Annotated in this window: 19 protein-coding genes and 1 pseudogene; 12 read left to right on the top strand and 8 right to left on the bottom strand. The window is 38.6% G+C overall.

Annotation, left to right across the window (positions count from 1 at the left end; all coding sequences use genetic code 11):
- The first annotated feature begins 37 nt into the window (after positions 1 to 37).
- From ACQCN2_RS11100 to ACQCN2_RS11090, 3 genes are all read left to right on the top strand, one after another.
- On the top strand, positions 38 to 1,879 hold the full coding sequence (locus ACQCN2_RS11100; RefSeq protein ID WP_426928973.1) for an ATP-dependent nuclease: 1,842 nt from the start codon (positions 38 to 40) through the stop codon (positions 1,877 to 1,879).
- Between the two features lie 90 nt (positions 1,880 to 1,969).
- Positions 1,970 to 3,001, top strand: coding sequence for a hypothetical protein (locus ACQCN2_RS11095; protein WP_426928972.1), 1,032 nt, complete (start codon positions 1,970 to 1,972; stop codon positions 2,999 to 3,001).
- Positions 3,002 to 3,153: 152 nt separating this feature from the next.
- Entirely contained in the window at positions 3,154 to 4,149 is a 996-nt protein-coding gene (locus ACQCN2_RS11090) for a hypothetical protein (protein WP_426928971.1), read from the top strand.
- Positions 4,150 to 4,413: 264 nt separating this feature from the next.
- Here ACQCN2_RS11090 and ACQCN2_RS11085 read toward each other — a convergent pair.
- Positions 4,414 to 4,659 (bottom strand): annotated as a pseudogene (locus ACQCN2_RS11085) (MATE family efflux transporter); the annotation flags it as partial.
- Between the two features lie 245 nt (positions 4,660 to 4,904).
- Between ACQCN2_RS11085 and ACQCN2_RS11080 the strand changes: the two are divergent.
- Positions 4,905 to 5,633 (top strand): DUF4885 family protein, encoded by a 729-nt coding sequence (locus ACQCN2_RS11080; RefSeq protein ID WP_426928970.1) that lies wholly within the window; start codon positions 4,905 to 4,907, stop codon positions 5,631 to 5,633.
- Between the two features lie 49 nt (positions 5,634 to 5,682).
- Here the strand turns inward: ACQCN2_RS11080 and ACQCN2_RS11075 are convergent, their stop codons facing one another.
- From ACQCN2_RS11075 to ACQCN2_RS11045, 7 genes are all read right to left on the bottom strand, one after another.
- A complete protein-coding gene (locus ACQCN2_RS11075) occupies positions 5,683 to 7,068 on the bottom strand; it encodes an MFS transporter (protein ID WP_426928969.1) in 1,386 nt (461 codons plus the stop codon).
- Positions 7,069 to 7,121: 53 nt separating this feature from the next.
- On the bottom strand, positions 7,122 to 7,856 hold the full coding sequence (deoD, locus tag ACQCN2_RS11070; protein WP_426928968.1) for a purine-nucleoside phosphorylase: 735 nt from the start codon (positions 7,854 to 7,856) through the stop codon (positions 7,122 to 7,124).
- A gap of 449 nt (positions 7,857 to 8,305) precedes the next feature.
- Complete coding sequence (locus ACQCN2_RS11065; protein WP_426928967.1) at positions 8,306 to 9,046, bottom strand: GntR family transcriptional regulator; 741 nt, start codon at positions 9,044 to 9,046, stop codon at positions 8,306 to 8,308.
- A gap of 183 nt (positions 9,047 to 9,229) precedes the next feature.
- Positions 9,230 to 9,643 (bottom strand): TM2 domain-containing protein, encoded by a 414-nt coding sequence (locus ACQCN2_RS11060; protein ID WP_426928966.1) that lies wholly within the window; start codon positions 9,641 to 9,643, stop codon positions 9,230 to 9,232.
- Positions 9,644 to 9,661: 18 nt separating this feature from the next.
- Complete coding sequence (locus ACQCN2_RS11055; protein WP_426928965.1) at positions 9,662 to 9,988, bottom strand: TM2 domain-containing protein; 327 nt, start codon at positions 9,986 to 9,988, stop codon at positions 9,662 to 9,664.
- A 267-nt stretch (positions 9,989 to 10,255) separates the two neighbouring features.
- A complete protein-coding gene (locus tag ACQCN2_RS11050) occupies positions 10,256 to 11,464 on the bottom strand; it encodes a polysaccharide deacetylase family protein (protein ID WP_426928964.1) in 1,209 nt (402 codons plus the stop codon).
- A gap of 45 nt (positions 11,465 to 11,509) precedes the next feature.
- A complete protein-coding gene (locus ACQCN2_RS11045; RefSeq protein WP_426928963.1) occupies positions 11,510 to 12,256 on the bottom strand; it encodes an AAA family ATPase in 747 nt (248 codons plus the stop codon).
- A 690-nt stretch (positions 12,257 to 12,946) separates the two neighbouring features.
- Between ACQCN2_RS11045 and ACQCN2_RS11040 the strand changes: the two genes are divergently transcribed.
- From ACQCN2_RS11040 to ACQCN2_RS11005, 8 genes are read left to right on the top strand one after another with little or no spacing between them, the layout of a single operon-like run.
- A complete protein-coding gene (locus ACQCN2_RS11040) occupies positions 12,947 to 13,417 on the top strand; it encodes a c-type cytochrome (protein WP_426928962.1) in 471 nt (156 codons plus the stop codon).
- 30 nt (positions 13,418 to 13,447) lie between these two features.
- Positions 13,448 to 15,319, top strand: a complete 1,872-nt coding sequence (nosZ, locus tag ACQCN2_RS11035) for a Sec-dependent nitrous-oxide reductase (RefSeq protein ID WP_426928961.1) — start codon at positions 13,448 to 13,450, stop codon at positions 15,317 to 15,319.
- A gap of 60 nt (positions 15,320 to 15,379) precedes the next feature.
- A complete protein-coding gene (locus tag ACQCN2_RS11030) occupies positions 15,380 to 15,940 on the top strand; it encodes a hypothetical protein (protein ID WP_426928960.1) in 561 nt (186 codons plus the stop codon).
- The gene (gene nosD, locus ACQCN2_RS11025; RefSeq protein WP_426928959.1) at positions 15,940 to 17,247 is read left to right on the top strand and encodes a nitrous oxide reductase family maturation protein NosD; all 1,308 of its coding nucleotides are present in this window, start codon (positions 15,940 to 15,942) and stop codon (positions 17,245 to 17,247) included. Before ACQCN2_RS11030 ends, nosD begins: the two co-directional genes overlap by 1 nt.
- Positions 17,244 to 18,041 (top strand): ABC transporter permease, encoded by a 798-nt coding sequence (locus ACQCN2_RS11020; protein WP_426928958.1) that lies wholly within the window; start codon positions 17,244 to 17,246, stop codon positions 18,039 to 18,041. The genes nosD and ACQCN2_RS11020 overlap by 4 nt, the downstream gene beginning before the upstream one ends.
- Positions 18,038 to 18,703 (top strand): ABC transporter ATP-binding protein, encoded by a 666-nt coding sequence (locus ACQCN2_RS11015; RefSeq protein WP_426928957.1) that lies wholly within the window; start codon positions 18,038 to 18,040, stop codon positions 18,701 to 18,703. Before ACQCN2_RS11020 ends, ACQCN2_RS11015 begins: the two co-directional genes overlap by 4 nt.
- A 1-nt stretch (position 18,704) precedes the next feature.
- Positions 18,705 to 19,064, top strand: coding sequence for a FixH family protein (locus ACQCN2_RS11010; protein WP_426928956.1), 360 nt, complete (start codon positions 18,705 to 18,707; stop codon positions 19,062 to 19,064).
- A 10-nt stretch (positions 19,065 to 19,074) separates the two neighbouring features.
- On the top strand, positions 19,075 to 19,752 hold the full coding sequence (locus ACQCN2_RS11005) for a hypothetical protein (RefSeq protein ID WP_426928955.1): 678 nt from the start codon (positions 19,075 to 19,077) through the stop codon (positions 19,750 to 19,752).
- Positions 19,753 to 19,768: the final 16 nt, after the last annotated feature.

Raw genomic sequence — 19,768 nt, 5'->3', positions numbered from 1 at the left:
AGTAAAATCAGAAAAATAACCAATAGGAGTGGTGAAGGTGGCAAGGAAAAAAGCACAAGAAGAGTCGAATGACCTATTTCCTTGGTTTGAGTCTAGTCAACCAAAACTTCGTCGTATGATCATCAAAAATTTTAGATGTATTGGAAATCAACCAGTGACAATTGACTTGGATGATATTGTAGTTTTGGTCGGTCCTAATAATGCTGGGAAAAGTTCTATTTTAAAAGCCTATGAAGTGGTTATGAGTCATGGATCAAAAAAATGCCATCTCACGGAAGCAGACTTCCCCAACGGAGTGGTTGATTCTAACAATCTGCCTGAGATTGAACTCCATACTATTGTTAACGGTGATACCTCACCAGCGGTAAGATGGGTTGAAAGAGATGGGGAAACAGGGAACGCAATTGTAAGAGAGCGTTGGACATGGAACTCTCCTAATGCTGAACCTAAACGCCAAGGCTTTAATGTTGAGAAAAAGGATTGGGATGATCAGGTTCCTTGGGGAGCTCCGAATGTTGCAAAAGAAAAACGACCACAACCGCACATGGTAGAGGCATTTGCCCAACCAAATGAGCAGGAGAAGCAGATTGTAGACTTACTAACTGCTATTGTGAAGGATAGGATTAAAGGCTTGCAACAGCAGACAACAGCAGATGGTGAATGTGAGACAGAGTATTCAAAACTGTTAGCACAGCTAACTGATCTTAGGAAGAAAATATTAGACGAATCAAAAACAGAAATAGAGTCAATTGAAAATGAACTTTCAGGGGCAATTTCTGATATTTTTCCTGGTTATGTTGTAAAATTTGATCCCAGAGTAGATGAAAACATTGAGAACGACGTGTCATTGTTTAAAAATCCTGCCAAACTTCTAATGGGTCCTGAAGTTGGCTATCAAAGTGCAATAGAGAAACAAGGTAGTGGTGCAAGACGTACGTTGTTATGGTCTGCACTTCGTTTGATTGCTCAAGCAGAGAGTGCAAAAAAAGTTGGATCTACGAGACCTCATGTTCTCTTACTAGACGAACCTGAGTTATGTTTGCATCCAAATGCAGTTCGGGAAGCATGCAAAGTACTATATGATCTTCCTACTAAAGGTAATTGGCAGGTAATGGTAACAACTCATTCTCCCTCTTTTATTGATGTGTCTAGAGACAACACAACTATCGTTCGTGTTGAGCGATCTGACCAAGGGGAAATATTTGGTACAACTGTATTCCGTCCCGAGAAAGTTCAATTAGACGATAATGATCGAGAAAATTTGAAACTGCTTAATTTGTTTGATCCTCATGTTGCTGAGTTCTTCTTTGGTGGACAATCGATTATTGTCGAGGGTGATACGGAGTATACAGCGTTTAAGTACGTCATTTCAAGAAACCCAGAGAGATATAAGAACGTACATATCATTCGTGCACGTGGGAAAGCAACAATCGTTTCCCTCTGTAAAATTTTAAATCATTTTGGTTCTGGCTATTCTGTTCTTCATGATAGTGACTTTCCTCGGACAAGTAATGGAAAAAGGAAAAATCCAGCGTGGAGTCAAAACAATGCGATACTTAATACATTGAAAGCTTCTTTGACCCCTGAAAAGGTGCGATTAGTTGCTTCGATACCACACTTTGAGGGAGCCTACTTCAATCAATACATTAGTTCAGGAAAGCCATATAACGCTCTAATTCAATTACAAAATAATCCCGATGCATATCGATTAGTAGAGAATTTACTAAACTGCTTACTAGACTTTACGATAGATACTCCAGTTGGTAGTGTAGTGTGGAATGAAGAAGATCAATTGTTACCAATAGTAACGGCATTGGCTGAATCTGCACCTGCTGCTTATTCTGATGATGAGCACGAGGATATGGAGGAAGAAGAATGAGCGAAAGGGCACCTATGTGGGTGCCCTTATTACTTGTCGTTACTTAGAAGAATGTGAGAAGATTAAAGAAAACACGTTTTGAGGTGAAATATGCAGAGTAAGGTTTTGTGGAGTATAGATAATGAAATAGATCCTAAAAATTTTGAGAGAATGTGCGCGGATATTTTCTTTCATGAAGGGTATAAGAATATCATTCCATTAGGAGGAAACTACGACAATGGAAGGGATGCGCAACAAATTTTTTACGATGAAAATAATAGAATGAAAATTGTTTTCTTTCAGTTTACTCTTGAAAGCTCTTGGGAGAAAAAGTTGAAAAGAGAAATACTTAAACTTCAAGAAAAACAACACGTATTTCATGAATATGTCTTTGTTACTTCACAGAGAGTCACAGGAAGTAGAATGGATTATTATAAAGAGATCATCTTTCAAAAATACGGATGGGAATTTAAATTATTTGAACGTGAATGGCTTAGGATAATATTGGAGGAAAAATACCCACAACTTGCAAGCAAGTATTTGCAGATTGAAATTGATAACGATAAAAAGAAAGAAGAGAAGGATACTCCAAATTTTGATATTGGTGATAGTAGAAACGACGATAAAAAGAAATTTATTAGTGAGATATTCATGATAGAGAACCACTATGGTCAGACTGAATTATTTAAACAACTCACTGAGTTTGATAATTTGGATCTTTCAAAAACAAGAGTATTAGTTAATGAGTTATTGTTAGATTTTTATGATATCAATAATGCATTAGGGACAGCAGGTATAACTAACTTAAAGGGATTCGAATTAGATTCTCACGAAATTGAGATTCCAAAAAGGTTAGTTCTAAGCTTTGGTATGGGAGTACCGATAAGATTATTACAAAAAATCATCTCAATCCTCTCAAGTTATCAACTTGAATATTTTGATTTTGTTGATTATAGACAGGAAGTCTACGACGAGTACCTTTATACAGTGGAAATCGGCACATATTCATATAATGATACAAATTTAGGATTAATAAAGGTAGATAATGAGTTAGTAGGGAAATTGCTAGATCCCAAGATATCGGCAAATGAATTCTATGCATTATTAATCCAGGATGTATTCGATCCATGTAATGATTGGTGAACATTTCTGAGCAATGTGGCGTAACAGTCTTAGAAATTTGCTGTTGCAGAGTGTGCAGTGAGCCATATTACATAAACTTATTTTCTATTTATTACATTTTTTAACTACCAAAAACAGTTTTACGATAGACAATAAAATGATTAGGAGTAATTATGAAAATACTAGAGATATTTTCTTGGGGTATATTGGGTTTGTTCATAATCTATATTGTATGGTTATGGTACGGGAGTAAATTTGACTTTATTACTATGAAGAGTAGATTAGCTGACCATAGCAATTTTTTTGTATATGTTTCTGTATTAGTGGCAGTTCTAGGTACTTGTATAGCATTAGCTGCTTATAATCAATCCGTAAAAAAACCTGAGTTTAAGGTAACTATAGTCAATGAACAAGGTGAGTATTCAGAAACAATGGGGGGGAACATATTCTTAGAAAAATACTCAAACAATGAAATGCGATATGGTTTTTCAGTTCCAACTACTTGGAAATTGAATATCACAAATACTGGAGAGCGCTCTGCGAAGAATGTCATTGTAAAACTCATCTTTGATAATATCTCTTTTGAAAATGAATATATATATGAATTTACATTGAGTAATCATCAGAGAGGGATAGGAGGATACCAAGGGCTTATTTATGATGAAATCAATTTATTATTGCCTGGGGAAAGTGTCGATCTGCCTTATCTCCCATTAGAAGGACAGGCACATATTAATAATAGTCTTGAGAGTTCTAGGCAAATTGATAAATGTAAAATGACGGTGCAAATCTATTGTGATGATGAGAATAAGTATATAAAAGAATACTCAGTAGATATAAAAAAACCGGAACACGGGGAATATGAAATAGAATATAACGGCTATAAAAAAATGAATGATATTTTAAGAACAGTTCATGATACGAATACTATTCTAAACTCAGAATTTACAAGTGTTGATTATCCTGTAGAAATTCCAGAGAGTATTAATGATGCTGACGTGAAGTTTGCGTATTATTACTGCTTAGGAAAAATAAATAGTAAACAAGAAACATTAATGACTCAGTATTCACTCTGGTTTGGGAGAGAATATTATTATAGGCTACTTAAGGATGCTAAACTTGCCGAAGAGAAAGTAAGAAATGACATTTGGGTTGTAAAAGCAGGATAACTGTAAAATTGAAAATTATAGTTAAAATGCTCCATCTCCTTAAGAAAATCGAAAAATAGTTGCGTAACGAATGAGTGCTTATAAATGGATAAGTGGTTAGATTATCCTTCGACCACTTTTTTTTTATGTAAATTGACCGTCCGACCCGTTACGGTGAACCGTATCATAAGTAGTAACGGCGAGTTTTTCAGAAGACATTTGAAGATGCTGACGAGCATAAGAAGTAATCATACTCCCCGTCCTTTTTGCGTGTTATAGGTTTCTTTACTGTACTATACGATCCAAATCCGGCTGTAATTTGGATCGTAGAACATACAGCATGATGGCACTGACAATCAAAGCGACGGCATCTGCGATGACGATCGACCAAACCACCGCGTGGAAGCCGTTCATATGATTGGCGATATAGAGCACAGGAATCAGAGTAATTCCTTGAATAGCTGACATAATAAACGTAGCCGTTACTTGCGCTGTTGCTCGGAAGATTCCTGTGAACAACATGGTCATTCCATAAGCTCCTTTGAAAAGGAGCTTATGGAATGAATATATGGTTGAAATTCTGATACTTAAGGTGTTGCATTTTATAGCGTGTAACCAGCGAATAGAGTTGAATTTACGTGAAGGACTTGCGTAGGGCAACGAGGCGTCGATGATCGCTTCCATCTTTTTGACCAACTCCGTGCCCAAACCAGCCTTACGAGGTAGCGTATATCTGAAATTACCCTAAGAGCTCCCCATTAACCGCAATCCGGTTGGTGCTGAGTGCTTCCTATAGTGCGGAGTTATCCTGGCTACATAATGGTAAAGCCTATTCTTATGACATGCGGGATTCACTTTTCCGTGAGGACGCGCCCATTCAGGGTGAGGTAGAGGTTGCAGAAAGAAAGGCATATAATCGTCAAAAGGTTAACGAGCAGTTCAAGCAGCTCCTCGAGAAATATGGAATCAACATACCAAATGATTTGAAATTAACGTTTACCATCAATCCAAACAATTACAAACTGACCGTAACTGGGACTGATGATGCGGAACTGACCCGATTGCTGGAGGATGCGCTTAATTCAGCTCAGAATGCCAACGAGTTGTTTATCCATATTATCCAAAGCCGCTCTCACGATTCCAACCAATTTACGAACGAGAAGTATGATAAATATAATCTGGTTCGTGTAATTAAAAACGCGACAGGCTATAACCTTGGGGATTTGAAAGTAGTAGATGGAAAGTTTGTCACAGAAGACGGAACGGATATATTTGAAGTGTATAAAAATGCCCTTCTCAAAAATCCTTACGTCCATCAAGAGGATTTTCGAGTGATGACCGCTCATTATGGTTCTCAACTGTATGAACTTGCAAAGAGAGGTTTTGACTCCATCCCAGACTTATTCTTATCAATCGACTATGAAAACGGCTCCTTGCATGACATTGGACAAAAGGAAAGCTACGGAACAGGAAAAACGGATTGGATTAAGAAATTGAAAGCGTAATAAGCAAAAAGAACCCTAGACTCAGAGTCTAAGGGTTCTTTGGAGTACCCTACTTCGCCATTTTCCTGCCTACTAATCCCCAGTACAGGATCAAGCTGAAAAGGGCAACCAGAGCGATCATGAAAAGGGTGTTACTAAACATGGAAACATCCGGATTGCTAAATCCAAGGAAACTTCTACGCATTGCGGGATGGTCCATCATGGCTGCTGTATAGGCAATTCCGATCGACATGGCGACATTAAGCGTCAGATTATAAAATCCTACGGCTGTTCCGGAGTTTTCTTTTGGAATATTACCGATACAGGAAGAAAGCAATGGCGCATACATGAACGCGAATGAGCAAGAGAACAAAATCATGGAGAAGACGAATACAACAATCGAAGTTTTTACAAAGAACCCGGCTAACAATAAGCTAGCCATAATGGTAATCATGGCAATCGTAATACATTGTCTGCTTCCCATGACCTTCGCAACTTTCCCAGATAGTGCTCCCACCGCCGCAGCTAATACATAGGCTGGGATCAATAATAGAGAAATAGTGTCGAGCTTCAAGCCATAAAGCTTTTCAAGCAAGAACGGAAACAAGAAAATATAGGCTAACTGTACGGAATAGATAACAAATGCTACCCCAAGCAAGGAGATAAACTGTCTATTTTGAAAGAATGATATCCCGATAAAAGCTTTAGAGTTCTTACTGATATAGGCAAGGAACGCGACAATAGCGACAATAAACACAAGCAGATAAATCCAGTTAAAGTCGGTAATATAAAGCAGAAGCGATGCCGCAATCGCACCAACAAGAAATAAACCAAGCACATCGATATGGCTGTTGTTTCTCTCTTCTTTTGGAAGGTATTTCAAAATAAATGGAAGGGTGAAAATGGTTACTAATGGAACCAGAAACAGTGTAGCCCAATTGAAGTATGTGGAAACATAGCCCCCAGTTATTGCACCGATAACTTGTGAAAGGGCAAAACTGCTTGTACTTAATCCTAAAAATTTCTTTTGTTCATTGGCAGGCAAGTGTTTCGTTACGAAAATAACATATAAGGTTTCGGCTGATGCCAAACCGGCAGTCTGAATGATGCGTGAGATTACAACCATGAAAAACGAATGTTGGAAGATATACCCCATAACGGAACCAATACAGATTAAAATGATCCCGACGCTAAAAAGCTTTCGTAGGCTTATGGAGTCCGCCAAGGCTGCGTAAACCACTGCCCCAATTCCAATGACCAGTCCAGCCAGAGTAGCTTGCCAGCTAACAGTTGTCGCAGAAATATTAAAATCCTTTGCCATATCAACAGAAACAATCTTAAACGAGTTGTCGATTACCAAGCATAATAGAAATAGCAGCAGGATAATCGGTACCGCTTTCTTGGCACTATAGTTCCCGGCTTCGGTCATGTTCGCATCTGTACGCCTAGTTGCCATTACTATATTCCTCTCCTTTTGTCATTTAGGAAGACGACGTCTCCTGAGGTTGATTATGCAAGTTCCAAGGCAATTTCCATCATATTGGTAAAGGCTAATTGTCTTTCTTCAGGCGTGGTTTGTTCATGTGTGAGAATGTGATCACTTACGGTTAGAATCGTAAGGGCATTTACTCCCGCATTAGCAGCATTCATATAGAGTCCGGCAGTTTCCATTTCTACACTTAGAATTCCCATTTTGCGCCACTTGTCCAATGCTGTTGCATCCGCATTATAGAAAATATCGCTGGTTAGAACATTTCCGACGTGTACTGGCAACCCTTTTTGATCCGCGACTTTCTTCGCCTTTTCTAATAAGGTAAAGGAGGCGATATTAGAGAATTGTCCAGGAAGATTGTATTGATGAACATAGCGGGAATCCGTAGAAGCTCCCATGGCAAAAACAAGATCATATAAATTCATATTTTCCTGGAGAGCGCCACAGGTACCTATGCGAATCAAGTTCTTCACACCAAAGACATGAATGAGCTCCCAAGAATAAAGACTGATGCTCGGCATCCCCATGCCTGTTCCCATAACAGATATTTTCTTTCCCTTATAAGTTCCCGTATACCCGAACATATTACGCACGGAATTGAATTGAACTGCGTTTTCTAAATAGGTTTCGGCAATAAATTTTGCTCTTAGAGGATCCCCCGGCAAAAGGATGGTTTCAGCAATTTCCACTCCATTTGGTTTGATATGTGGGGTTTCCTTGAGATCAGTTGAACCTGCCTTTGTTGTACTCACCTTTGATCTCTCCTTCTCATAATTGTTTACAAGGAAGTATTTACATGATTGACTCCAGCCATTCATGACGTCCTTGTGTGCGCTTTCATTTCGCTTTAAGATATATACGGTGTTGTATGGTTGTATAAATACTTGTATACATCCAAGCAATGAAAGAATATCATATCTGCTATTTGCTCACAACGCATCTTTCTTTGGATATTTGTCTTTTTTGTAACAATAAGGTGAGAAACATTTTCCACTATTACTCCCCTCTCCTCTCATCCCCTCTCCTCCCCTCTCATCGGGGGACTGAAACGTCGAGGGACCGAAACCTAGGGGGACTAAACGTCGGGAATCGTAACAACGCTGTTCATAGAAAAAAGCAGTGTATCTCCCGTAGGAAATACGCTGCTTCGAATGAAATAGAACCTATTGAAATTCTCCAAACAAGGCACTTGCTTGTTCAGTCATTTGGATGCGTTGACTCGTATTTGACTAAATTCTATTGGTATATAGTACTTATTATAAACCACAGGGTATTTATCGCTGATATAAACACTTTCTAAAATCAGATCACATTCCTCTCCGCCGAAAATTTGATATTTCAGGGATGGGGTATGAAGCGAATTGGAGCGTTTGATTTCAATGGTAGAGGAATTAGCCAGCTCATATACTTTCTCTTCCAACATCTCTAATAGCTGCTTCTCATTCTGCAAGTCAAGTTTCAACTTGGAAACCGCTTCTATGGGCATCATGGTAAAAGCATAAGCTACTACCCTACCCTCACTTCTATACCAGCGTTCCACCGCAACAACCGCAGTCATTTCGCGTTTTAAAACTTGCATGGCATAGTCCGTTACTAAATCAATCCGAAAATTTAGTTCCACTTCCTCTATTTTTTCCGTATAGCATTTATATAATGGGTTCCCCAATTTCTCCAAGCCAGCACTATTTTCATTCTGATGGAATTTGGTAATGAAGTTCCCTTTTCCGTGGATATTCTTAACTAATCCATCTTCCTGCAAAAGCGCCAAAGCATGTCTTAATGTCATTCTACTGACACCAAATATCTTGGCCAATTCCGGTTCTGTTGGAAGCTGACTGTCAGGAGGAAACGTTCCATCCATGATCAGTTTATACAGTTCGTCATACACGGTGACAAATAACGGTTTTTTCGTTTTATTGAGTTCAAGTAGTTTATTGTTCATTTTTTATACACCCATAGTTTTTCAAATTCGTATTTGTAATCCCACTCCTTATCGCTTAGCGGAGTGTTCCTATTGGTCTATTGTAACTTACTTTCCTAAGGAAATTAATACGCTTTCAAAAATTCACCCATTTTCGACGAAATGCCGAAATAGTTTATCCTTAAATAAAAACCAGAATGACTATCATTCTGGTTTTCTCAAGTTTCGTTGTTCTCTGATTGACTTGAGGATACGATTTTCCTCGACCTCATTCAACTCTTCAATTCGTTTATTTATGAAAAAAGCATCAATCCAGGACCAAATCACAGATCCTGATAAAAGAAAAATTAAGAAGCCCATGAGAAACTTATTAAAGCTGTCGTAGTATTCCGTTGTGAACAACATATAAATAATGAAGATTGTCGGAATACTACTGGATAAAAACATGGCTGAAGCATATCGATAATTCTCCGTATAAAAGCGATGAGCTCCAAAAAAGTGAAGTCCCGCCCATAATCCCCAAGCGGCTTCTTTGCTTTTTTTCTTCTTTAACATTTCAGTTTCAAGAATAGCCAGTTCTTCTAATGTAAGGTCCATCTTTGAGAAAGAATTGTTCATCGTATTTACCACTACCAATTAATTAGTTGCCGTAGAGTTCTTTTTAGCATTTTTCAGTAAACGGATTTCGGAGAGAATCTCATTTTCGATTCTATCGTTGGTGTCTTTGATCATACCGTTAAGCAGGAAGAGGTCAATGAAGGTCCAGATCCCTAACCCGCCAAGTGTCAATAACATCGCGACACCTGAACCTGTTTTCCCAAGATAAAAGCGATGTCCACCGAATCCTCCAGTAAAAATCCAAAGAAGCCAAGTGGTACCTGTTGATTTTTGTTTTTTGAGCATTTCTGAGCTAAGCATTTGTAATTCTTCTGAAGAAAGATCCTGTTTGTGAATAAGAGACATGTAGAAACCTCCAACCCTTTAATAAATTTATAGATGATAGATTACGACAATATTTTACCATAAAATGTAGGTATTTGTGGAAAAATTACGTGTTTTTTGCAAAAAAATGGTTGTTTTAGGTTGGATAGAGAATGATACTTCGAATGTAATCGTTACAGAGGGTATAAATTTTCGTAGGAAACTAAAAAAGATCCTCAGACGACGGAATTCCATCGATCTAACGGATCTTTTTTAAGATAGATTTAGTTTGAATTGAATGGATGTTTACTACTTCAAACTGACAATCTTTAGATTTTGTTCTTGCAAGTGCTCAATTATTTTAGGTAAAGCATCAATAGTGGCTTGAGATTCATGTAAAAGGATGATGGAACCGGATGCTTCCGTGCTGCAAACATAATGAAATATTTTAGTTGCATCATGAGTTTTCCAATCTCTCGGATCTCGATCCCAAAGTACCATTTTGTCCCGATAATCGTGGACTAAAGCTTTTGTCTGTTCATTTATCGCTCCATAAGGTGGCCGTAAGAGGACTACGTCTTCATTCGTAAGATCCTTAATTGCATGAGAAGATTGTACAAGTTCATTTGCCTGTTGTTCATAGGAAAGGTTCGACATTTTTACATGGTTCATAGAATGGCTTCCAATCGAATATCCATTTGAATGAACATACCGAACAGAGTCAGGATGTTTTTTTACATTATATCCGATGAAGAAAAAAGTGCCGCCAACCTTGTATTTTTTTAATATATCCGTGATCTTCTCTGTATATTTGGAAGGGCCATCATCGAATGTAAGGGATACGTAGCCTTTGGGAAGGCTAAATGTAATAGGGTTATCCAGTTTTAGATAAGGCAGACTATCCTGTGTAGAATGATCTTTTACTAACTTGGTCACTGTTGCGGAAGCAGTTGTAACTTCTGCTTTTGCGACAATTGTATTGTTAGATTTTTTATTAAAATATGGATTATTGAAATGTCCAAACAGTATCACAAGAATAACACTAATCATGGCAACAATTACCCATTTAGGTGTATTCTTGTTTGCTTTTGAAATCACTGGCTCTTTTAGCTCATAATTCTGTTTAATCTTATTGTCATCAGTTTCCGATAGATTGACGGATAAAAACGGTAAACGATTTAAATCGTTTATACTTTGGGTGTTTTTAATTGCCTCTAAATCGTTCTTGTAATGAACTGAACAAGTAAAATAAATTCGGTCACCTTTATCACGGTATGTTCTTGTAATGAAACTCATCCATTGCTGTTTGGTTTCGTCGAATGTTGTATGTAGCGATAATCGATACCTATGATTTTCATCAAATTCGGTTACTGTCATTAAATTCGCAGCAGTATCACTGTCCGTTTCCCAAAACAGTTCCACTTCTTGTTCAAGGAAAAACTTAATACGTAAATATGATTTTTCGTTAATCGTTTCAATAGCTACTAGTTCAAGTACCTTTTCGTGGTAGACTGCCATGTTGCCCTCCCCTCCCTAGTTGTAAATAGACGAATAGCTAGCTGTTTATTCTGATTGTGATTGAGTAGAAGTTGCCTTTGGTAAGAAAGAAAGGGACATTCTATCGGTAAAATCATTAATGGTCTGCATTAATGCAGCCTTTTCATTAACAATCTTTTGATATTGTTCGGCGAGTTTTTGGTTTTCTATTTCTAAGCTTCTAATTTTATCTTCAAGCTCATTGATTTTTGACATGCTTTGATATTGAGCATTTGCGGATTCCTCATAAAGTTTGTTGTATTTAGCCGTTTCTGTTTCAAGTTGATTTGTGATCTTTTCATATTCCATGTTTGATTTCAGTTGATATTCCTTATAATCTTCGAGGAGCTGATCGTACCGCATTTGTTTGTTGGTCAGGCTATTCTCTAATTCACGGATTTCCTTCATTTTCTCTTGGAAAAGTTGGTCTTTTTTAATTTGATCGTGCTTAAGACGAGTAATCGTTTCATTAGCTGAAAAGAGTTGATCCTCGAGCCCTTTATTTTTATAAGCGAGCAATTGGCGTTCTTTCAGCATGTTTTCGATAGAAACAATGACGTCCAATGTAATTTTATCCTGGTTCTCTTTCGGAAAAATGTGTTTATGGCTGTCTGTCATTGGTGGTTCAGACTCTTTCATAGTAATAGACGGCACTTCTTCAATCATTTCAGTCACAACCTCTTGATGTTCTACTCTATTTTTTTCCGGTTGGTTTTGATTAGACAGGATGCCTTTAAACCAACCCATTCCTTTTTTATCTGTTTCACCGGCCAAAATATCATCCCCAATATGTATATATTTAAGATTAAAGACCTATCCCTGTTAAAATATTAACACACACCAAAAAGTATAAAATATTAAGAAAGGCCTAATTTTGTCATATTTTAGTGTCGAGTTGTGTAGCCAAATGGATAATTATCTTATGAAAAAGTTGTTACGATGGAGTTTCAGGTATACTGCGTTCAATTTTATCTGATAAGAGTGAGAAACGAGGCATTCTTTATCATGTTTAGATGTAAAAAACGAGGTTGAAATCAAGTGAATGATGTCTGGAAGGACGATAATTTTCGAAAACCAGGATGTTTAGCATGGTGAATAGGTATTAATACCTATTTGAAAAACCTTACAACGGTTATCCAATCGTTGTAAGGTTTTTTTATTTTCAATCCAGCTTTTCAGGTAGCTCTATTTTTTGAAAGGAACAGGAAGGTGAAGTCAAGTTTTACAGTCTTTAACATGGATTATATCACAAAATTGTGACAGCGATTGTAAGTGGTCTTATTCTCCAAGCGACATAAAAACCACAGAATAAATAGCTCGAAGGAGCTATTTGAGAGGTAATTTCGAGTGATTTTGACAACACTTGACAAATATGTGAAATGTGCGTCGAATCACAATAGGGTCAAAAATCAAGTTCTATAGTGGTAATGAATTTATGGAATATGAAGGAAAGGGAGGTTTAGTATGGGTAAAAACGTTCTAATCTTTTTACTAAGTTTTATCATCGCTTTTGGCGGCGGATATGCTTTCTACCACTCGAAACAGCAGCCTAAAGAAGTGGCAAGCGAATCAACCACTGCCCAAGCTCCAGCCCCAGCCCCAACTCCAGCAGATAGCGGTAAGGCAGAAGCCCCAGCGCCAGCGAAGACTACTGATTCGGCTACTGCTGCGGCGCCTGAAGGGGAAATATTCACAAAACGAGGGTGCGTGTCTTGCCACTCTGTCTCAGCACTTAACATTCATGCAGGGCAAGTAGGTCCTGATCTTTCCCAGGCTTACGTTGAAGCAGAAGGAAAACACGGGATGAAGCTTGAGGAGTTCTTGAAAAAACCAAATTCAGCTGTTATGTCAGGGGTTCTGAGTAGCAAACCATTAACGGATGAAGAGAGAAAAGCAGTTCTTGATGCATTAAAAATTGCTTCAGAAAAGAAATAAAAAATAAGGGTAACCTTAGGAGGGATATTGATGAAGAGAATTATTCCTGTAGCAACAGGTATCTTAGCAGGATTCTTGGCAGCAAGTGTATTTTTTGCCAGCTCCCCAAATGTTGGTCCTAAGACAGTTGCGGATGATGGCAAAGCGAAAAACAACGCCGAAAAAGTGTATGTTCCTTTTGGACAAAAAGATGAGTTTTACTTGATGTCATCTGGTGGACATTCCGGACAATTGTTTGTTATAGGAGTTCCATCTTTACGCAGAATTCGTACGGTTCCGATTTTTAGCCCAGATCCAGCGACTGGTTATGGCTACGATAAAGAAAGTAAGGCGATGCTCGGCGGTTACACATGGGGTGACTTCCACCATCCATCTTTATCTGAGACAAATGGTGAATATGATGGTAAATTCCTGTTTGCCAATGATGTAGGGAATAACCGCATTGCCGCATTAGATTTATCTACGTTTACCACTAAAGATATGATCCACTTGCCTAATACGAGCGGTCCGCATGCTAGTGTGTTTGTTACCCAAAACTCGGAATATATTTTTGCTCCTACCCGTTTCTCGGTTCCATTAGGACGTAAATATGAATCTTTAGATGACTATTCTCAAAAATATAAAGGCATTTTGAGTGCAGTGACTTTTGACCAAAAACAAAAGAAACTGAATCTCGCTTATCAGGTAGTTCTTCCACCATGGTCTTTTGACTTGTCCGACGCTGGGAAGAAAGTATCTGGTGATTGGATTGTAATGACTACATACAACACCGAGGAAGCAACGACAAACATGGAAATCAACGCTTCCCAAAATGACCGTGATTATCTTGTACTCGTCAACTGGAAAGAACTCGAACAAAAAGTTAAAAACGGCGAGTGCGATGTGGTTGACGGCGTGAAGATGATTGACCCACTGAAGCATAAGGGCAGTATTTATTTGGTACCGGTTGCAAAATCTCCACACGGTGTAGACGTTACTCCTGATGGTAAACACTACATCGCTTCCGGAAAATTGGCACCGCTCATGACAGAATTCTCATGGGAAAAAACTTTTGATGCGATCAAAAACAAGAAGTTTTCCGGAGAAAAGAATGGAATGCCGGTGTTAGATTATAAGTCTGTAATGGAATATGAAGTAAACCCGGAAAATGCCCTTGGACCACTTCATACACAATTTGACGACAAAGGATTCGCTTACACAACCATGTTCATCTCTTCTGAAGTAGTGAAATGGAAGTATGACACCGGGGAAGTTGTAGACCGTGTTCCAGTACAATACTCGCCAGGACATTTGTCTGCAGCTGAAGGGGATACCGCAGCTCCTAAAGGACATTGGGTAGTAGCGTTGAACAAACTGGCTAAAGATACGTATCTGAGTGTAGGACCTTCTCACCCTGAGTCGATGCAGTTAATTGACATTTCGGGAGATAAAATGCAAGTTGTAGACTCTGCTCCAATCGATCCAGAGCCGCACTATGCACAGATGATCAAAGCAGACAAGATTAAAACCATTAATGTTTATCCGAAAGATGCTAATAACCCGTTGGCAGTTCATAAACAAGACCAAACGCGTATCGAACGGAAAGGCAATGAAGTACACGTGTACGGAATCGCGATGCGTTCTAAGTTTATTTTCGATGCGAAGGCGAAGCGTCCAGATGCGGTCACTGTTAAAGAAGGAGATCATGTATTCTTCCATATGACCAACATCGACCTTGACGAGGATATCACGCACGGCTTCGGTATTATTGAGTACGATCTCAATATGGAAATGCAGCCGGGTGAAACCAAAACGCTAGAATTTGTTGCGAATAAAGCAGGAACATTCCCAATCTATTGCACAAACTTCTGCTCTGCGCTTCACCAAGAAATGAACGGTTACTTATTGGTCGAGCCTAAATAAGAAATTTTGAAAGGGTATCGTATGATGCCCTTTCAAATTTACAAACTGGAGTGAAGAGAAATGATGAAAAAAATGTCGGGTATTTCAAGAGTACTGTTGATTCTCTCGGCAGCTTTAGTTGTTTGTACCATCTTTTTCCCATGGTGGGGAATGGAGTTTTTTGCACCTCAGTATCCCGAAGGACTTAATATTATTGTTTATCCTAATCATATGGAAGGCAATCTCGATGCCATTAACAGTTTGAACCATTATATCGGAATGAAAGAATTCAGTGATGAAAACTTCCCTGAATTGGGCTATCTAACCTATCTGATTGTGGGGCTTGCGGCACTTACGCTTGCTGTTGCGGCAATTGGTAGAAGAGTCTACCTTTTTGTTCTGGCAGTTATGTTCAGTTTTGGGGGAGCTTTAGGGTTATACGACATTCATCGTTGGCTGTATCACTTTTGTACAGATCTGGATCCGAAAGCACCGATTAAAGTTCCGCCATTTGTCGCACCAATGATAGGAGATAATAAATTAGCCAACTTTATTACTCACAGTTACTTTACTACGGGTTCATTTCTATTAGGTGCAGCGTTTTTACTTGTTGCGGTTGCGATCTGGAGGGAACGCAAGTAATGAAAAAGTTAATGGCTTTGTGTGCTAGTATCCTGATCTGGATGATAGGCGCATCGTTAGCGATGGCAGAAACTTCATTACAACATCAGATTGATGCTACTCCCGAGAAAGGCGTACTTGTCTTATCGGGAGAAGTCTATACGGGTAACATTAGGATCACAAAGCCATTAACTATTAAAGGCAATGGTCATACCGTTATCCGTGGGGATGGGCGAGGAAATGTCATCTCAATAGAAGCATCCAATGTTCACATTGAAAATGTAACGGTTGAACATGGGAGCATGGATCGAAATTCAGCTGAGGAATACTCCGCGATTAAAGTGACTTCTCATCATAATGTTCTGCGTCATATTCAAATTTCGGATTCTTTTCATGGTATTTTTTTGAAAAACGCAAATGATAATTTGATTGAAAACTGTACGATTAAAGGATTGGGAAAGCAGGAAATTGCCGGTCAGGGGAATGGAATACAGCTCATTCATGCTAAAAGAACAAAGCTATTCAATAATGTGATCGACGGAAATCGTGATGGGATCTATTTTTACTACGGTACTGAAACTATTTCTGAGAATAACAAAATAACGAATACACGATATGGCTTACATTATATGTATTCCGATGACAATCTATTTTACCGAAATCAGTTTACCAACAATACAGGCGGCGCTGCGCTGATGATGTCTAGCCGGATCGAATTAAAGGAAAATGAGTTTTCCTTAAGTGAAGGCATGCAAGGGTTTGGGCTTCTAATTCTCTCAGCTAGTAACGTCAAAGTTATCGAAAACCGCTTCTTCCAAAATCAGAAAGGTTTGTTTTGTGATGATACCAATTCAAATCTAGTACAAGGAAATCATTTTGTTCATAACCGTATAGGAATCAATATTCGAAACACTAGCGATTTGGTTTTTACGGAAAATCATTTTTTTTCGAACACATTTCCGGTTATTTCAACGGGTGCACAGTATGAAAATAAATGGAGTTTAGATGATAAAGGAAATTATTGGGGAGATACACTGCCGGTTTTTGATTTGAATGGAGACGGGGTTGGTGACGATCCAGTTGAGTATCGGTCCTCACTTGATAAATTGATCAATGATAACGAGTTGATCTACCTTTTTCTCAGCAGCCCTGCTATCAACGTTTATGAAAAATTAAGTCAAGTCCTTCATCAACAGGATACGATGTTTATCGATAATCGTCCGCTTATCGAAGCGGGGAAAAGAAATCCGTATATACTTTGGATTACGCTATTTGCGGGTATTGGTATTGCAGCTTTGTATAGGGGAATAAGGAGGAAAAAAGTATGATTTATATTTGGAAAGAGTGGAAGGAACAATCTCGGGGAAAAGGATTATGGCTTGCGATGTGTATGGTTATTCTGATCTCCTTTTTTATCTTGCAACAATCCCGTTCCTTCCCTTCTGATGAAGGCTTTGAGATTTTTCTACTTTCCCTATATGAAATGAATGTCTTTCTGATTCCTCTATTAAGCTTGTTTATTGCTTCTTTTGCCATCATGCAGGAGAAAGAACAGAAGACATTAACCATTTTGTTAACCAAAAAAGAGTCGTATCGCACGTTTCTCCTGAAAAAGAGTATGGCCATACAACTGGTCACCATTCTTGTTTTCGTAGGCTGGTACTGTATTTTTTCTCTCCCGATGAAAGCGTTTCTGCCCTATAGCCCAGGAAGCTTTCTTCCATTTATACTATCCATTACGATCGTTCTCTTTATTTTTAATCAGTTGGGGATATTTTTGGGAAGTATATGCAGCACTCGTATGCAGCTAGTTGGGGCCAACATTTTTACCTGGTTTTTGTTTGTTTTCCTGATTGATCTTGCCTTCCTCTATTACATCCCTGTGGTAACAGACCAAAATATCAAAACGTTTTCTATATTGTTTTTCCTGGATCCACTGCACACGGTTCATTTTTACTTGGAGTCCGCCTTGGGATTATTCCCGATTGACCACATGTCAAGGCTAATGCAAAAGATGGTGTTTTTGTCTCCAGTTAAATTCTTACTAATCGATATTGTGATTTGGTTTGGTATTATCTTTGAATTTTCCGTGTGGTTTCGTGTGAAAGGAGAAAAAGTATGATAGAGATCAAAGAGGTCACACAAGCTTATCAAGACAAAGAAGTGTTGCACAGTGTCAATCTGACGGTTAACCAAAATGAGGTTTGCGCACTTGTCGGTCATAACGGAGCAGGAAAATCCACGTTGATTCATTCCATGCTAGATTTAATCCCCGTTAAGAAAGGCCAAATTATGCTTGCGGGCATTCCGCATACAAAGGAAGAATGGAAAAAACACGTGGCCTATTTGCCCGAAAAATTTATGCTTTATCCGCAATTAACCGGTGAAGAGAATATGCGTTTTTTTGCTTCTCTGGCAGACAAACAAGTAAATGAAAAAAAGATAGAAGAAAAGCTTAGTCTTGTTCGACTTTGGGATAGTCGTTCGCAAAAGGTTAAGGGTTACTCAAAAGGGATGCTGCAGCGTCTGGGTCTTGCAATCATGTTTTATTTTGAACCAGAGATTCTGATTCTGGATGAACCGACAAGCGGATTAGATCCCATGGGACGTGTCGATATCCTGTCTATCCTGAAATCGTTAGATAACATGACGATCCTGTTATCTTCCCACCATATTGACGAGATTCGCCAAGTCTGTACACATGTCGCTTATTTGCATGATGGGACAATCGATAAATATACCGTAAACGAGTTTTGCGAGAAATATTCAACAGGGGGTTATTAAGTTGAAAAAGGTAATCATCTTCCTTGCTGTTTTGAGTCTGTTGCTTTTGGGTGGATGCGGATCAGGTGATAAATGGAGTGCAACAATTAATAGCGCTTCTGCATTTACGGAAGGAAAGCCTATCAAGATCGTAATGGATGTGAAAGAAGCAGAAAAATCCGCACCAGGTTTGAAGGTTCATACTACCTTAGAAATGATGAATATGGATCATGGCAAAGTGGAGGTAGACTTGGAGGATCAAGGAAATGGAACATATGAAAAGGAAGTAGTTATCCCGATGAAAGGGGAATGGGTAGCTACTGCCACAATTAGCAATGGAAAAGATTCAGAAGAGAAATCCTTAAAATTAAAGGTAGAGTAGGTTGAAAGATATGAGGAAAATGATTGTAAGACTAGCAGTTGTCTCTTTGGTGGGTCTGTCTCTGCTTACCGGCTGTACTCCTTTGCAAGGAAACCAAAACTCGACTTCCCAAAGTGCTGCTTCACAGCAAGTGAAGTCTGATGTGATTGCAACGGTAAATAATGAACAGATTACAGCAAAAGATCTGGAGTTTTTTAAACAGACAAATCTTATTCAACTTGAAATAAAAAAGGAAGAATTGAAGAAGAAGTATCATGGGGATGAATTGAAGAGAGAACTAGAGTATTTAGATACAAATATTAAAGGAGCAACAGACAATAATACGGTTTTAACCCAGAGTATTCGCCTGATTGGCATCAGTTTACTGGCCAAGGAAAAGGGATATTCCGTTTCCGAGAAAGATGTTCAACAAGAGATGACAAAGCAAAAGAATCTCTATCAATCTCAACCGAACGTCGCGAAAATAATGGAGGACTTCGGTGAAGCTGACTTTTGGAAGCATGAAGAGAAACGGCAAGAACAGCTGTACCTTGCTGCAAAGGTGCAAAAGGACATGATTGAACAAACAAAAAAAGAAAATCCGAAAGCAAGTGAAAAACAGATTGCTTACGATGCGGAAAAGAAATATGAGGATCTTCTTGTATCACAAATGGGTACGTTAAAGATTACGTTCTCTCATAAGAATTGACCCGAAAGGAATAACT

The organism is Brevibacillus ginsengisoli (assembly GCF_050113715.1).
GTDB lineage: Bacteria > Bacillota > Bacilli > Brevibacillales > Brevibacillaceae > Brevibacillus_H > Brevibacillus_H ginsengisoli.
Note: the sequence above shows the minus strand (reverse complement) of the source record. Positions and strands in the feature narration are given on the sequence as shown.

What these genes read in the sequence shown, in the direction of transcription:
- ACQCN2_RS11095 (WP_426928972.1), top strand. Translation starts at nt 1,970, where the DNA reads ATGCAGAGTAAGGTTTTGTGGAGTATAGATAATGAAATAGATCCTAAA.
- ACQCN2_RS11090 (WP_426928971.1), top strand. Translation starts at nt 3,154, where the DNA reads ATGAAAATACTAGAGATATTTTCTTGGGGTATATTGGGTTTGTTCATA.
- ACQCN2_RS11075 (WP_426928969.1), bottom strand. Translation starts at nt 7,068, where the DNA reads ATGGCAACTAGGCGTACAGATGCGAACATGACCGAAGCCGGGAACTAT.
- ACQCN2_RS11065 (WP_426928967.1), bottom strand. Translation starts at nt 9,046, where the DNA reads ATGAACAATAAACTACTTGAACTCAATAAAACGAAAAAACCGTTATTT.
- ACQCN2_RS11060 (WP_426928966.1), bottom strand. Translation starts at nt 9,643, where the DNA reads ATGAACAATTCTTTCTCAAAGATGGACCTTACATTAGAAGAACTGGCT.
- ACQCN2_RS11055 (WP_426928965.1), bottom strand. Translation starts at nt 9,988, where the DNA reads ATGTCTCTTATTCACAAACAGGATCTTTCTTCAGAAGAATTACAAATG.
- ACQCN2_RS11050 (WP_426928964.1), bottom strand. Translation starts at nt 11,464, where the DNA reads ATGGCAGTCTACCACGAAAAGGTACTTGAACTAGTAGCTATTGAAACG.
- ACQCN2_RS11040 (WP_426928962.1), top strand. Translation starts at nt 12,947, where the DNA reads ATGGGTAAAAACGTTCTAATCTTTTTACTAAGTTTTATCATCGCTTTT.
- nosZ (WP_426928961.1), top strand. Translation starts at nt 13,448, where the DNA reads ATGAAGAGAATTATTCCTGTAGCAACAGGTATCTTAGCAGGATTCTTG.
- ACQCN2_RS11030 (WP_426928960.1), top strand. Translation starts at nt 15,380, where the DNA reads ATGATGAAAAAAATGTCGGGTATTTCAAGAGTACTGTTGATTCTCTCG.
- nosD (WP_426928959.1), top strand. Translation starts at nt 15,940, where the DNA reads ATGAAAAAGTTAATGGCTTTGTGTGCTAGTATCCTGATCTGGATGATA.
- ACQCN2_RS11020 (WP_426928958.1), top strand. Translation starts at nt 17,244, where the DNA reads ATGATTTATATTTGGAAAGAGTGGAAGGAACAATCTCGGGGAAAAGGA.
- ACQCN2_RS11015 (WP_426928957.1), top strand. Translation starts at nt 18,038, where the DNA reads ATGATAGAGATCAAAGAGGTCACACAAGCTTATCAAGACAAAGAAGTG.
- ACQCN2_RS11005 (WP_426928955.1), top strand. Translation starts at nt 19,075, where the DNA reads ATGAGGAAAATGATTGTAAGACTAGCAGTTGTCTCTTTGGTGGGTCTG.